The organism is Mesorhizobium sp. M2A.F.Ca.ET.043.02.1.1 (genome assembly GCF_003952405.1).
Lineage (GTDB): Bacteria > Pseudomonadota > Alphaproteobacteria > Rhizobiales > Rhizobiaceae > Mesorhizobium.
The window spans coordinates 1-13,963 of sequence record NZ_CP034445.1 but is presented as its reverse complement, the minus strand read 5'-3'; the positions used below and the strand labels follow the sequence as shown (position 1 = coordinate 13,963).

At 60.4% G+C, this 13,963-nt stretch carries 8 protein-coding genes and 1 tRNA gene; 2 read left to right on the top strand and 7 right to left on the bottom strand.

Going from position 1 to position 13,963, the window contains the following annotated elements:
- Positions 1-22: 22 nt before the first annotated feature.
- A complete protein-coding gene (locus tag EJ068_RS00045; RefSeq protein WP_245463302.1) occupies positions 23-970 on the bottom strand; it encodes a threonine/serine dehydratase in 948 nt (315 codons plus the stop codon).
- A 293-nt stretch (positions 971-1,263) separates the two neighbouring features.
- On the opposite strand from EJ068_RS00045, the gene EJ068_RS00040 reads away from it, so the two are divergent.
- On the top strand, positions 1,264-2,595 hold the full coding sequence (locus EJ068_RS00040; protein ID WP_189342310.1) for an adenylate/guanylate cyclase domain-containing protein: 1,332 nt from the start codon (positions 1,264-1,266) through the stop codon (positions 2,593-2,595).
- A 141-nt stretch (positions 2,596-2,736) separates the two neighbouring features.
- Here the strand turns inward: EJ068_RS00040 and EJ068_RS00035 are convergent, their stop codons facing one another.
- From EJ068_RS00035 to EJ068_RS00020, 4 genes are all read right to left on the bottom strand, one after another.
- Positions 2,737-4,947: a xanthine dehydrogenase family protein molybdopterin-binding subunit gene (locus tag EJ068_RS00035; protein ID WP_127253735.1), complete on the bottom strand. Its 2,211-nt coding sequence runs from the start codon at positions 4,945-4,947 to the stop codon at positions 2,737-2,739.
- The gene (locus EJ068_RS00030; protein WP_127386093.1) at positions 4,944-5,921 is read right to left on the bottom strand and encodes a xanthine dehydrogenase family protein subunit M; all 978 of its coding nucleotides are present in this window, start codon (positions 5,919-5,921) and stop codon (positions 4,944-4,946) included. Before EJ068_RS00030 ends, EJ068_RS00035 begins: the two co-directional genes overlap by 4 nt.
- A 2-nt stretch (positions 5,922-5,923) precedes the next feature.
- On the bottom strand, positions 5,924-6,562 hold the full coding sequence (locus EJ068_RS00025) for a (2Fe-2S)-binding protein (RefSeq protein WP_126082619.1): 639 nt from the start codon (positions 6,560-6,562) through the stop codon (positions 5,924-5,926).
- A 133-nt stretch (positions 6,563-6,695) separates the two neighbouring features.
- The gene (locus EJ068_RS00020) at positions 6,696-7,601 is read right to left on the bottom strand and encodes an AraC family transcriptional regulator (RefSeq protein WP_127253185.1); all 906 of its coding nucleotides are present in this window, start codon (positions 7,599-7,601) and stop codon (positions 6,696-6,698) included.
- A 623-nt stretch (positions 7,602-8,224) separates the two neighbouring features.
- Here EJ068_RS00020 and EJ068_RS00015 point away from each other — a divergent pair.
- A tRNA-Thr gene (locus EJ068_RS00015) sits at positions 8,225-8,288 on the top strand.
- A gap of 967 nt (positions 8,289-9,255) precedes the next feature.
- Here the strand turns inward: EJ068_RS00015 and EJ068_RS00010 are convergent.
- Both EJ068_RS00010 and EJ068_RS32445 read right to left on the bottom strand, forming a co-directional pair.
- Positions 9,256-9,465 (bottom strand): hypothetical protein, encoded by a 210-nt coding sequence (locus EJ068_RS00010; RefSeq protein WP_127253187.1) that lies wholly within the window; start codon positions 9,463-9,465, stop codon positions 9,256-9,258.
- A complete protein-coding gene (locus EJ068_RS32445; protein ID WP_189342072.1) occupies positions 9,425-10,894 on the bottom strand; it encodes a hypothetical protein in 1,470 nt (489 codons plus the stop codon). Before EJ068_RS32445 ends, EJ068_RS00010 begins: the two co-directional genes overlap by 41 nt.
- Between the last annotated feature and the right edge of the window lie 3,069 nt (positions 10,895-13,963).

Below are 13,963 nucleotides of genomic sequence, written 5' to 3'. Positions count from 1 at the left end.
TGCGAATACAAAGCGCCTGCGCTTAGGTGGCAATTGCATCAGAGCCGGCGCCGCAAACGATCGCGCAGACCAGCTCATTCTTCTTTATCGAGATGCGACCGTTGCGTAGGGCGGCGAGGGCGGCAGCGCCGCTGAGGTCCGCTGCCAAGCCCATTTCGAACCAGAGCCATTTGGCTGCGGCGCGCATCTCGTCGTCGCTGACAAGCACGATCTCATCGACCCGATCGCGAACGGCCTCGAAGATTCGATCGTCGGAGCGCGCGCACGACATTGTTGCTACCGAGGTGGTCACCTTGTCGAGGGCGATGTTGCGGCCCGCCTCCAGCGAACGCAGCAGCACCGGCGATCCTTCGGCTTCGATGCCGACCACTCGCACACCCGGCTTCAGCGCCTTGAGCGCAGTGGACACCCCCGTGATAAGGCCGCCGCCACCCATCGCCACGAGCACGGTGGTCATCTCAGGCAGATCCTCGAGCAGCTCGAGGCCGACCGTTCCCTGCCCGGCGACAACATCCGCGTCGGCAAAGGGATGGAAATATGCCGCGCCCGTCTCGCGGTGGAAGGCGAGGGCGGCGACGTTGGATTCATGCCAGGCGGAGCCAACGATCCGAACGTCGGCCTTCCAAGCGCGGAGCTTTTCGATCTTCTCGAGCGAGGCGTTGTTCGGCAGGAAAATGGTGGCCGGCACCTGTGCCATGAAGCCGGCGCGGGCCGTGGCGATGCCGTGATTTCCCCCTGATGCGGTGACGATGCCATGAGCGATGTCGGCAGCATCGAGCGCCAGCAGCCGGTTCGTGGCGCCCCGCGCCTTGAACGAGCCCGTGACCTGCAGCAGCTCAAGCTTCAAAGCAAGCCGATAGCCTTCGCCAACTCCCGACTCGAGATTGGTCGCCTCGACCACCGGCGTGCGGCGGACATTGCCCCTGATGCGCTCGGCCGCGGCCCGGATGTCGTTCAGCTCGACGATCATGCGATCGCTCCCTCATAGGGCGCGGCCACCGTCACGCAGCAATTACCGACGCCGACCGGCCAGGCTGCCGACGACTATAGACCATCCCGTCGGCGGCGTAGAGCACCATCGAAAGCATCACGCTAAATCGCGTCGATCGGTTCTGGCGAAGCGGTGCCACGGCGCATCTTCCGGTTGAGGCGTGAAGAGAGTTTGCAGACAAGAGGGCCGCAGGTTAGCGTTGATCCATGTTCATTTCCGCATAGGGCAATGATGAGATGACACCCCGAACCAAGTACGCGCGAAGCGGGGAGGTGGCCATCGCCTATCAGGTCTGGGGGAGTGGCCCAATAGACCTTGTTTGGGCACCGGGAACGGCATCCCACCTCGATCTGGAATGGGAAATGCCACTGCGCGCTCTGTTTTTCGAGAAGCTCGGGGCGTTCTGCCGGGTCATCAAGTTCGACAAGCGTGGAACCGGGCTGTCCGATCGCCCAATCCGAATGGCGACTCTTGAGGAACGGACCGACGACATCCGGGCCGTGATGGATGCCGAGAAGGTTGAGCGTGCCAGTCTTTTCGGTGTTTCCGAGGGGGGCTCGATGACAAGTTTGTTTGCTGCCTTGAACCCGGACCGCGTGAGATCGCTAATCGTCTGGGGCACGCAAGCTCGTTGGTGCGCTTCAGAAGACCACCCATGGGGTTTGTCGTCCGAGGCGTATGATCAGCTTATCAAGGATGTGGCTGAGAACGGCCCCTCAGACGAGTACATCCGTGGAGCAGGGGTCGGGCTGGGGCGTAGTGTCGATCAAACGGTGGTCGATGCCCAAGCGCGTGTTATGAGGGCCGCCGCGAGCCCGTCCGCATATGCGGCCTACGAAGCGATGAATCGGGACATCGATATCCGGAATATCCTTCCTGCGATCTCAATGCCAACGCTAGTCATGATCCGTTCCCACGATCCGGTTGCATCGGCTGAAGCCGCGCGCGACATGGCGCGGCGCATACCTCAAGCAGAAATGAGGGAGTATCCCGGAGACATACACACCTTCGTCGCCAAGGACATGGATACGATCCTGGCCGACATTCAGTCGTTTTTGACCGGTGTGACGCCGGAGGTTACGCCTGACCGAAAGCTAGCCGCGATACTGTTCCTCGACATCGTGTCATCAACGGACCATCTAGCGAGGGACGGGGATCAAGCATGGAGCAATACGCTAACCTCCTATTACAACGTCGTACGCAAGGAAATCGCACGCTACCGCGGCGAGGAGTTTTCGGTTGCCGGTGATGGTTTCTTGGCACTGTTCGACGGGCCAGCGCGCGCGGTACGGTGTGCCCTCACCATTGCCGCCTCGGTGAAGCAGCTTGAGATCGACATTCGAGCGGGTGTTCACGTCGGGGAATGTGCGATTGTCGGGACCAACGTAACAGGCCTCGCTATCCACACAGGAGCAAGGATCATGAGTTCAGCGGAGGCCGGAATGGTTTTGACCTCTCAAACCGTGAGGGACTTGGTGGCAGGCTCAGGCCTACGTTTCGCAGATCACGGAGAGCACGTGCTCAAAGGTGTGCCTGACAAACACCGCTTATTCCTGGCGATGTTGGAAGAGGGGCAGCTTCCTGGCGATACCCGGCTGATCTAAGCTGTTCCATGCTCGTAAGGGCAACGAGCAGGCAGCTCCGCCTTCGGCCCCCATGCTGCCCGTCGGCAACGCGCCTCAACGCGGACGTTTTGGTAAACTTCACCGCGCCCAATAGCGGACGCGCCTCGGGTCCCCGATCTCTCAACTCCCAAGCACATCCTCGATATAAATCGGCAGCTTGCGCACTCGTTTTCCCGTGGCGTGGAAAACTGCGTTGGCTATGGCTGGAGCGGTTCCGACTAAGGCGATCTCACCAAGGCCCTTCACTCCCAACGGGTTTACATGGGGATCGACCTCTTCGACAAAATGCGCCTCGAGTTGGTGAACGTCGAGGTTCACAGGCATGAGGTAATCGGCCATATGCGCGTTAACCGGCCGGCCGTCGCGGGCATCCAGGACGGTGCGCTCCATTAGAGCCATGCCGATACCTCCTATCATACCGCCGGTGCACTGACTCCTGGCGAGCAGCGGGTTGACGACGCGGCCGATACCGTATGCACCCACGAGACGGCGCATGCGGATCGTTCCCACGTCCGGATCGATTGCGACCTCCGCCAGGACTGCGCCGAACGAATGCATCGAGTATTTCTCGGCCAATTCCTGCGCCCGCTGGGCAGAACCTCTCGCCTCAATCGGGGACCCTGAACCATTGACAATGTCTTGGTAAGATAGGCCCTGGGAAGGATCACCCCGACGCTGTAGCCGTCCGTTGGCCCACTCCAGATCCGGCGCTAGCAATCCGTGAAGCTTCGAGCCGGGCTGTGTTGCTCGTGCAGCAGCTTGCGCTTGTGCCTCGAAGCACGCCTCCCGTATCGCCGAGCCCACCGAGGCCATGGTCCAGGAGCCACCATGAGAAGGCGTTTCGGGATAATCGGACCGACCCAGTCGGAACCGAATTCTGTCCGTGGGCAGACCTAAGAATTCCGCAGCCACCTGTGTCATCGACGTGTAGGTGCCTGGCCCCATGTCGCTGGCAGCGGCCTCGACTTCCACTGAACCGTCGGGCATCAGCCGGACGAGGGCATTAGCCGGCGCCTGGAATGCGGGGTATGTTGCCGACGCTGCCCCCATCCCGATCAGAAGACGACCGTCGCGCATCGATCGCGGCTCCGGATTTCGGCGTGACCAGCCGAAATGTTGAGCCGCCACCTGATAGCATTGCGTCAACGAGCGACTGGAAAAAGGCTTGCCCTGGGCTTCGTCAATGGACGGCTCGTTACGCAGCCGAAGCTTTATGGGGTCAATGCTCATCGCGTAGGAGAGCTCATCCATGGCGCTTTCGAGAGCGAAGATGCCGCTCGCCTCTCCTGGGCCGCGCATGTGGTTAGGCGTGCCCGTATCAAGCGGTGACAGCCGGTACTGAGTACGCAAGTTGGGACACGAATACATGTATTCGGTGACCGCTGTCAGCGCCTCTTCGAACTGCTCGTACCGGCTCGTTTCACCGACACCCTCGTGAAGGATACCTGCAAGCTTACCCTCCGAGTTCGCTCCCACCGCAACCCTCTGTTGCGTGCGCGGCCGATGCCCGGTGGTGAAAAACATTTGCTTGCGCGTAAGCACCAGCTTCACAGGGCGTCGGACATGCCGAGCCGCAAGTGCGGTGAGCGTCACATGTGGCCATGTCCGCAAACTGGTGCCGAAGGCACCTCCAATAAAGGGACAGTTCACCTGAACGCTCTCTACCGGCAGCCCGAAGACGGCAGCAATCTCCGCCCGCTCATTGGCGATGTATTGCGTCTTGCTCCAGAGGATGAGCCGCTCGCCCTCCCATGCCGCGATAGTCGCGTGCGGCTCCATGGGGTTATGGTTCTCTCGTGCAATCTCATAGACGGCATCGATCTTGTAGGCTGCTTCCGTGAGCGCGCGGTCGGCGTCGCCGCGCGATCTGTCCGCGCGGCCCGCACTCGGAGCGATCCTTTCGGCCAGCTGATCCGTGGGATCGACCAAGGGCCGGCTGGAATCATATTGAATGCGTAGTGCTGCAGCAGCGTGTTCCGCGTCATCAAGCGTGTCGGCGACGACGACGGCTACCGGCTGGCCATAGAAGCGCACTATCTCGTCCTGCAGCACATGCAACCGCTCGCCCGCCGCCGGATCGATGACAGCCTTGTGCGGCAGATACGGAAGCTGAGGCGAATTGCGGTGAGTGATCACCGCCTTGACGCCCGGCATGCTTTCCACCTCGGCCGCCATGATGTCTGTGATGCGACCAAGACCAACGCTTGCGCTAACTATGACGGCATATAGCTGATCCGGCTGATTGAAGTCTGCCGCGTAGCGAGCTGCTCCAGTGACCTTTGCCCGTCCATCCACGCGCGTGAAAGGTTTCCCTATAGAGGCAATGGTCATGCGAGTTCTCCCGCTATTTCAAGCGCTCGGACAATGGTTCGCGGCAAAAGTGCGATTTTTACGTGATTGTGGTGAAGCGCCTTCGCGCCCAGCGTCGAAAGGGACGCCGCTTCCTCGAAGACATCGCGGTCCACCGGCCGCCCGGTGAGCGCGGTCTCGCATCCGCGCATCCGCCAAGGCATGGTGCCGACCCCGCCGCAAGCGACGCGCGCAGAGCGTATTACGCCATCCTCCACCTCCAGTGCGACCGCCGCGGAGACGAGCGCGAATTCGTAAGAAGCGCGGTCGCGGACCTTGAGATAGCGAGCTCGTCGGCCGTAGGGCGCGCTCGGCACGCGTATCTCGACGATTAGCTCGCCAGGCAACAACGTATGCTCCCGGTGCGGCGTGTCGCCGGGTAGGCGGAATAGGTCTTCCACGGCAAAGCTTCGTTCTCCTTGAGGCCCGCGAACGCGCATGATCGCCCCGAGTGCAACGAACGCGACGGCCACATCTGAGGGGTGCGTAGAAACGCAATGACTGCTGGTGCCCAGCACGGCATGGCCCGCGTTCAAACCCTCCAGAGCGGCGCAGCCTGATCCGGGGTTGCGCTTGTTGCATGCCGCGTCGAGCATACGGAAGTAGGGGCAGCGGACGCGCTGCAGGAGATTTCCGCCGATCGAAGCCATGTTCCGCAATTGCGGAGATGCTCCCTCGATGAGGCTTTCTGCAATCATGGGATGGAGGCGCTGCACGTCGGGATGAGCTGCGATGTCAGCCATAGTGGCGAGGGCCCCCAGGACCAGATCGCCACCATCGACGTGGATGTCACGTAGTGGAAGCGCATTGATGTCGATTAAGCGTTCGGGCCGCTCGACTTCCTCTCGCATCAGGTCGACGAGCGTCGTGCCGCCCGCAATGTAGCGGCCGCCCGCGACAGCGGATGCGATTGCAGCCTCTATGTCGTTGGCTTTTTCCAGGACGAACGGGACCATCGTCACGCCCTCCCTGCGGCATCCGACACCGCAGCGACAATGCCGGGATAGGCGCCGCACCGGCAGATGTTGCCGCTCATCCAGAAGCGGATCTCGTCGGTAGAGCCGGCGTGACCTTCTGCAATACACCCAAGCCCCGACATGATTTGCCCGGGCGTGCAGAACCCGCATTGAAGCCCATCATGCTCGATGAAAGCTTCTTGGAGCGGATTGAGTTCGCCGTCCTTTGCGACGCCTTCGATCGTCTGGATGTCGGCGCCCTCGTGCATTGCCGCGAGCGTGAGGCAGGAGACGATACGCTTGCCGTCAACAAGGATGGTGCAGGCGCCACATGCGCCGGTGTTGCAGCCCTTCTTCGTCCCAGTCAGATCGAGGGTTTCGCGCAGCACGTCTAGAAGCGACTGGCGGGTATCAAATTCGAGCTGCTTGCTCTCGCCGTTCACCCTAAAGTGAATCGGTCCATCGACCACGGTCGCGGTCGCATTCGGCACCGCCGACTGAGCCACGGCGCCGGGAACCGCAACAAGTGATGCCGCGCCGCTTGCGATTTGAAGGATTGCGCGCCGTGAAAGCGCTGCGGCTCCAGGTTGAGAACCCTTTGAATTCCCTGCCTCGCCTGAACTCAGGTCTCGGTTGGTCATGTTCGCTCCGCACGGTGTGAGGATCAATATTTTGAGCGCATGGAAAGCTACCGGATCCGTTCCAGCCGGCCAGTGAGAAAAGTGCTGCGATTTGTATGAGAGTGCTGCCTTTAGGTGAAGGCTTAGCGGTCGCCTAGGACCTCCGCACCCGCCGCCACGCAGCGGGCGCGATACCTGTGTACTTTACAAAGATGCGGGTAAAATGGCTTTGGTCCGAGAAGCCACAGGCAAGGCCAATTTCGCCCACGGGCAAATCCGAATTCAGAAGCATACTTTTCGCCTGTTCCACGCGTTGCGCAACCAGCCACTGAAAGGGCGACAATCCTACCGTAGCTTTGAAAGCACGGGCGAAGTGGCTTCTAGATAAACCGCATACCCGCGCGAGTTCCTCTAGGCCAACCTGTCCGTCCATGTTGGCCAGAAGCATCTCCTTCGCCCGACGCTCATGCCTGCGTGCTAACCCGCCCCGCACGGGCCGCAGGGCTGCAGGCTGCTCCGAATAAAACGCGGTGAGATGGGTCATGAGTGCCGTGGCCAACTGGTCAGCAAACAATCGGGCCATCGTATCCGGCCGCTCAAACGCGGGGACCAGACACTCTCCCAAGTTGCTTATCGTGGGATCACTCAAGGCCACACCGTTGGCAGTTCGAAGCTTCCCCACCGGCCGCAAGTCATGCTCGTCCTGGAAGCGCTGCAGTGCCTCGCCAGAGGTGTACATGGAGAGGCAATCCACGGTGCCTTTGCTTACAGAGGCATGGTCTTCATTGAGGTCCAGGAACAGGAATTGTCCCCCGTGCAGAGGCATCGACGAAACCGGCTTGCCATTGACCCAGTAAGGGTAACTTGGGAGGTAGCGGCGCTGAAGGCACAGCAGATAGCCGTTACTGCTTTCCATGTGTACCGGTGTTCCCTGATCAACCTGTGTCCAGTTCACTCGGGTACCGATGATCTCGGCCACCTGGAGAAAACGTGTTGATAGCGTCCGCGGCTCCTCCAAACCTACGAATCTCCCAACGCTGCGTGCAATTTCGGCGTTCATGGGGTTCCCTCAAATCTGAGCAAACAGTTTGCATCAAGGCGCACGAGCAGTTCAAGACTGTGCTGGCCGAGCTGAACAGCATGGCGGCTTTGTGCCGAAGGCCTCCAGCAACGGACGTCGGGTTACGGCCCATCGCAGACGTCGGCAAACTCTGTCCTATCCAAGGCGGATGTTGCTGTAAGACCGTCGAGCGACCGCTAAGCCGGTGGCCGGTGACCCGTGGAGAGGTCGCTGCATGATTTACCCCTCTGTTTCCCGGCTCCGGTTCCGTCTGCCGGGTATTTGCAGCACCGCACTGGCCTGACCTGGCTCCGAGCCGCCCCCAACGCATCCATTCGCCACGCGGACGGGGCAAGGACGCACGCGGAGGCCTCCGCCGTGGTGTGAGTGAAGGGGGGTGCGAGAAATCGCTGTACGGGGCCGCTTTCAAATCGCATCCAGAATGGCAACGAACCGGCAACAAAAACGGTGTAGCTCTCGTCGAAAACGGTGTGGGCTGGAGGACGTGCCGAGCCCGTATGGAACCACATTGGCAACATCGAGCCAAAACGGCGCAGAGTGTTAAAGGCGGCCTCAACGCCTTGCAATTCAAGGCGTCTGCGGTTATTCAGACGCCCGTTGCTGCGGTAGCTCAGTGGTAGAGCACTCCCTTGGTAAGGGAGAGGTTGAGTCTACAATTCCCCTGCGTTTTAATGGCAGCCACTCGATCTTTCTATCACCTGAAGCGGATCGTCTGCAAACGGCTCCTTCGCAGCCTTCGACATTGCTGGAGGTGCGACCATCGCTCTGTTCCGTGACAGCGAACATCTGCGTGCACCTGGAGCCTGCGCGTTTCCTCGGCTTTAGCCACGCACCGATATTCGTTGCGCATAGTGAAGGTATGCTTTTGGCCGAGCCAGACGCTAGAGAGAATGTGCGCTGCAGCGTTCCCCTCAGCCCCGCACCCGGGGGGAAGGACCTGCTACTTGCTGAGGTCACTCAACACGAGATCCAGGTCGGGTTCCTTTCCGCCGTAAAGGTTGAGAATGTAGGAGATGGACAGCCAAGGATCTCGTAGAGGGTGCCCCGTCGTTTTTTCACCAAGTTGACTACGATGCTTGACGAATTGCTTGGCATCATCGACGAACGCGAGAGCGAAGACTTTCAACCCAGCGTGTAAGGCGTAGCGGGGTTCATTGGCCCTTAGGTGGCGAAGCAAATAGCCTCGTTGCCTTGCCACGTCGCTCCCCGGGTCAGTGTCGAGCTTTGAGAGTAGACGGACGCAAGCGGCGAAAGCCCGACCGTGTTCTGTTCCAGCGAAGTGTCTGGCGAACTTACGAATGACAGCTTCCGCTCTCTCAAAGTCCTCACGGGTTAGGGGCGGGTCCTTATACGGGTCGCGAGAATTCGACTCGGTTAAACGTTCAAACATTTTGAGCACTTCCTGAGTTGGTGGTGGGCAAGTGGACATGCGCCCAACTAACCTATTGAAAATAGCCGCGCGTAGGGGCTGTAGCGGTTGGTCGCGAAATTTCCATATTTGCGCCGACCAGATGGAGGGAATGTCGTCGAATTTGACAGGTCGGGAATTCTTGGAACCACCCCGATTACCCCTGCCGCTACTACTTTCAATGACTTAGCAGCCGTCTTATGTGTCTCGGCTGCTACCGAGTCCCTACCTCTTTTCATGATCTTCATCGTTCCCATCCTCGTTCGCCGGCTCACGTGAGATTTCGGCATAGACAACGGCATAGCCGTTGATTGTTGCGAAGCGCAGGTCCGGAACCATCTTGAGCGTCGACCAAAACGCGTCGGGTTCGATGATTTTGAACTGCGAGAAGCCTTCAGCTAGTGCCCAGGCGCGGAACGCGGCATATACTTCCAACCGCCGAGGCCACCCGCCCATTGGCCTCCTTGTCGCAGGAACCAGAAACCGGGCAGCCCATTCTTTCACCGGGTCGGCTCGTCCCCATTCTGCAATGCGATCGGCAGAGGAGGGCGGCAGCGTAAACTTGCCATTGCGGGACAGACGCAAAGCGCCAGCAACCGCGAAGGAAAGTAGGGCCGGCGCTTCCTCGGCTACAATGCGGGGCTGCTATTTGCGGGACGCGCTCTCCGGCGGGTATGGTCCGATTGAAGCTTATGGGTAGGACGCGGCGGCGGATCCCTCTATCGAAACCGTTCGTGAAGCGCGGAAGGGCATTGCAGGAGAAGGTGTGTAGCGCCTTCGGTGTGAACTCTACGGCCGGCGAATAGACATCGCGGCCGACAATGCGCTTCTCCAGGACCGCTTTCTTGAACTCGGCGGAATCGATTGCTTTGCCGTCCACCTCGTCCACAACGTTGGCTAGGCAGCCGATCAGACGAACCCGGTGCTTTTCATCGGCAAAGTACGTGGGCGCCAAAAGAGATAGCGGCGCCTGGCGGTAGAAGGGCTCGGAGCAGGGCCAATATTTGCGACTTTCCATTTTCGGCAGTCTCGCCGACCAAGAATAGGGCGAGGGGATTTGTGATCCGAGTAGCTTGGCCGCTGATTGCAGCGCCGGCATTTCGCCGATAAGCGATATCTTCACTTCCGCGTCTTCGTCTCCCTTGAATGCCCCGGTAAGAAGCCGGTGCAAGAGAGTGTCGGCGGCGGGTAATTCAGGAAGCGACGGGTCGCAATGTGCGCTTAACGTCCAACGCGCGCGCTGGTCAGGGGCGTGGCGGGGAACCAAGACGACGCCGCTGGCATCGAACCTTACGAAGCCGTTTGCTACGCATATTCCGACTGGCGCCTCTTCGAAAAAGCCGCGCTTGGAATCTCGTGACTTCAACAGTTCGATTTCAATTTCTGCGACTATGTCTTTTCGGAGCTTGGGCCCCATGGCGATAGTGCGGCGGCCTGCTGGCTGTCCGTCCAGTTCAGAAATGAGAGGGCCGAGGTCGCGTTTATCATCTACGCGATGCCAATGCGTTTCGTGAAACACATGTACTGCGCCTTCATCGAAGACGATGTCACCGAAGTTGCGCCGAAGAACGTTGACGATGTTGCGCGCGAGGTGAGTGGGGCTTGCCGATTCAAATTCTTGACCAGCGATGCTTAGGTTTCGAATCTCGCTGGGAGAGCGCGAAACAAACGCAGGCATCTCCACCCGCCGATCCACCTCTAACCGGTGGCGAGGGTTGTCTTTATCCGCTCCAGGGTCGCGAAACAGCACGGCGTCGATGACCTCCTTAACGCGACCGAGTCCGCTTTTGCGGGCGAGGTCATCGAAGTCGGTAAGCTCGATTTCGGCGTCGTCAAACTCGGGATAGGCGACGAGTCCGGCCACGGATTCCGCCGCTTCCTTCGCCTTTGTGACGCCAGGATTGAAACGCCGTCCGGCATCTTCACAAGGCGGTCGTTGTCCGCCGCGAAGAGCAAGCGGGCTTTCGGGTACTTCGCCCGTATCGCCTTGGAAACGGGGCCGAGGTTGCCGGCGTCGAACGCGGTAATAGTGAGGTAGCCGGTAGCTTGGTGGACGCGGGCGGCGGTGCTGTAGCCCTCGGCTATGGCAATGGTGAATTCAGCGCCTGGATCTTCGGGCCGCTTTCCGATGGGATGGTAATTCCCTTCTTTCGCGGTGCCCTTGAGAAAGCGTTTCGTGCCGTCATCGCCGATGAGCTGAACGCTCGCCAGTTCGGTGCCAGGCGTGTACAGCGGCACGACGAGGGAACCGGCGCGGGCGGTGCGGGGGTCTTCGTCCGGCTCAATGGTGTATTTGACGTTTTGCTTGAGGCGCCGAAGGCCAGGGAAGGGCGGCAGGCCCTTTTTGGCGAGGTAGGGGTGTGAGGCCGGCGCCTTCTCGGTCGACGCCATGATGAGCCCGGCAGCGGCGGCAGCGGCGGCATTAAGGGCGGCCCGCTCTTCCTCGCGCTGGCGTTGCGTTTCCGCCATGCGTTTTTTCAGTTCGGCGCGTTCGGCCGCCGTCATCGCGGAGGGGCGCTTTTCCGTCCATGTATCCTGAATTCCGGTTTGCAGGTCGCCGAAGGCGCCCGAGGCCGGGGTGTCCAGATGCAGCACATACCAAACGTGTTGGTTCCTGGCCTTTTTCTTGCCCTGGGCATTGGCGCGGTGCACCTTTCCATCGGCAATCGGGTGAGAGGCGCCGCGCGAGTTGGCGGTGTCCATATGGACGCCCGCCGAGCGCATCGCGTCGAGGAATTCAGTGATTTTCTGTTCATCGCCGTGCTGCCGGACGTTTGCAAATTGCAAACGCCGCGCTGACGCGCCGTCTTCGGCAACGGGCTCTTGCTCGCCGGATGGCGACTCATTAAAATGGTTCACGGTCAATCCACTTGAATGTCAGAATGCAAAGCCCGCCGGTTGCAGCCAGGCGGGCTTTTTGCGTTAAGCGCGGACGCGTCGGCTCTCTATGAAGGCCGTAAGCTCGGCTTCGGGCCAATAGTTCCGGCCATTGATGTTGATCGGCGAGGAAAGCCAAGATCAGGCTTACGCAACCAACGCCAAATGGTCATGTCGCTGACGCCGCCGACGCGGCGATTTTTTCGAATTAATGTCAGTTCGCGCGGAAGCGAGATGCTGGTGGGAATGGGCGGGGATGCAGTGAGTCCATGGATTGGAGCGGCAACTCCTAGCAGTATGCAGAGGTGTACCACGAAGCTTAAAGCTAGTGAGAGTCGCCGGTACGGACTTGTAAGGACGGAGTAGGAGTTACTGGGGAATCCGTAGGTACGGCGGAGGGGCCGGATCCGCAGGATCGAATAAAGCTTCTGTCACCGATCCTCTGGCTTTGGGCTGGGATCGATACGATGAAGCGTGTGGGCGGCCCAAGCGTCTATGTGCGGCGCGCGCGTGTTTCGTCCGCGAGAAGTAGTTGCTGGAGTCTGGATTAGACGGCCTGACTATTGCCGGGCCGAGATAGTCCGGAGGGAGATTAGAATCTTTCGGTTGGATGGGGAAGAGGAAGACGCGCGGGGCTCAAGGACTGCCATCGCCGGCTGGCTGGCCGTCTCTTCGGCAAGTCGTGGTGTAGATGGTGCGATCAACGTAAGTGAGATCGGTCAAAGGCTGGAGTCTTGTTCAGCTGCTGTCTGCCGGGGTCCGGCGTCGTCCCCGCTGCAGTGAGGCAATTGTGGGGGCGAAGCCCCGAGTCGCGCCTCACCAAAATTTGACCCCAAGGAGTCGAGTGCCTTGCTCGAGTCTGGCTTCATAATTGGGACGATTCGGGAGCAGGTGGCGGGGGGGCCATTGGTCCACCGTCGCGATAAGAGAAGTGCAAGGAATTTAGGCCGGCATGCGTTCGGCTGTTCCTTCGCTGCGATAGGACCCGCAAATCGGGTATGCGATACGCAGTGGATGGCGGTAGCTGGAACTTGGGAACTGGCGCGGAGGGGGCCGGTTATGAGCGAGCGCGTCAAGCGGCCGCGGAATGTTCGCTCGAAGTCACGCAGTAAACAAGGGTGCTGCTGCTGGACGAATGATATGGCGGGGTACGTCGGGATCAATCGTGGTGGTGCTTGTGCGACGGGCGCATGAAAGGTGCTGGGGAACAGCAGGGGCGGGGTCGCGTGGGGGTGAGGGGCCAGGAAACGGTGGTCTGGATGAAGTCGCTTGACCGCCCTCAGCCCGGGCTGACGGGTGTGACTGTTGCCCCGAGACAAGAGGTTGATCCGTGGCGTGGGGGTTTGCCTTTCGTGGCGTGGGACAGTGGGTGGCGTGATGGGTTGGATAAGATCTGCGCGCTCCGACGGAGGGGGCTCGCAGATGACACTTGTGGACGCGGTATCGGGGGGTGTAGAACACCAGCGGGCCGGCGCGTAGAGGTATGCGGCGGACGCTTGCCGCGGTGCAAGAATAGATGCTCTTTCTGGCTGCCGGGTCGGGGCGCTGATTTCTCTGGCGGAGTGGCTCGCGGCGGGCGCGTTTGGCGTGGAGGTCTGGCCGGGATGCTGTGGTGTTCGTGGGCCGCGCGAGTTATGAAGGTGCCGGGCTGGGCCGCAGACGGGATGGTCGTCGTCTTATCTGGGTGAACTGACCCCGCATGATTTCGCTGCCGGAGTTTCTGACGCCAGAGAGTGCTTTTCTATCGCAAGTCGGGCCGCAAGGCGCGGGGGCAGCATGTACGATGCAGAGGCTGGCAGACCATGGTCGCTACATTTTCGGCCGGCGTCTATCTTGTCCGTGGGATGCATGGCCTGTTCTGTCCTGTCTTTCGGTGGTGGAGTGGCGCGGCGGGCGGTCGAACTAGCGCGGGCTGTCGCTCTGTGCGCGGGCCAATGCGAGAGTTTCGTTCATTCCGTTCCGGCTGGGCATTACGTCAAAGCTGTGAAGGCGGGCTAGCGGCATGCTGGATAGGTCTGACAGCGTCTTGGAAGCGCAAATTCTTCGATGACCGGGG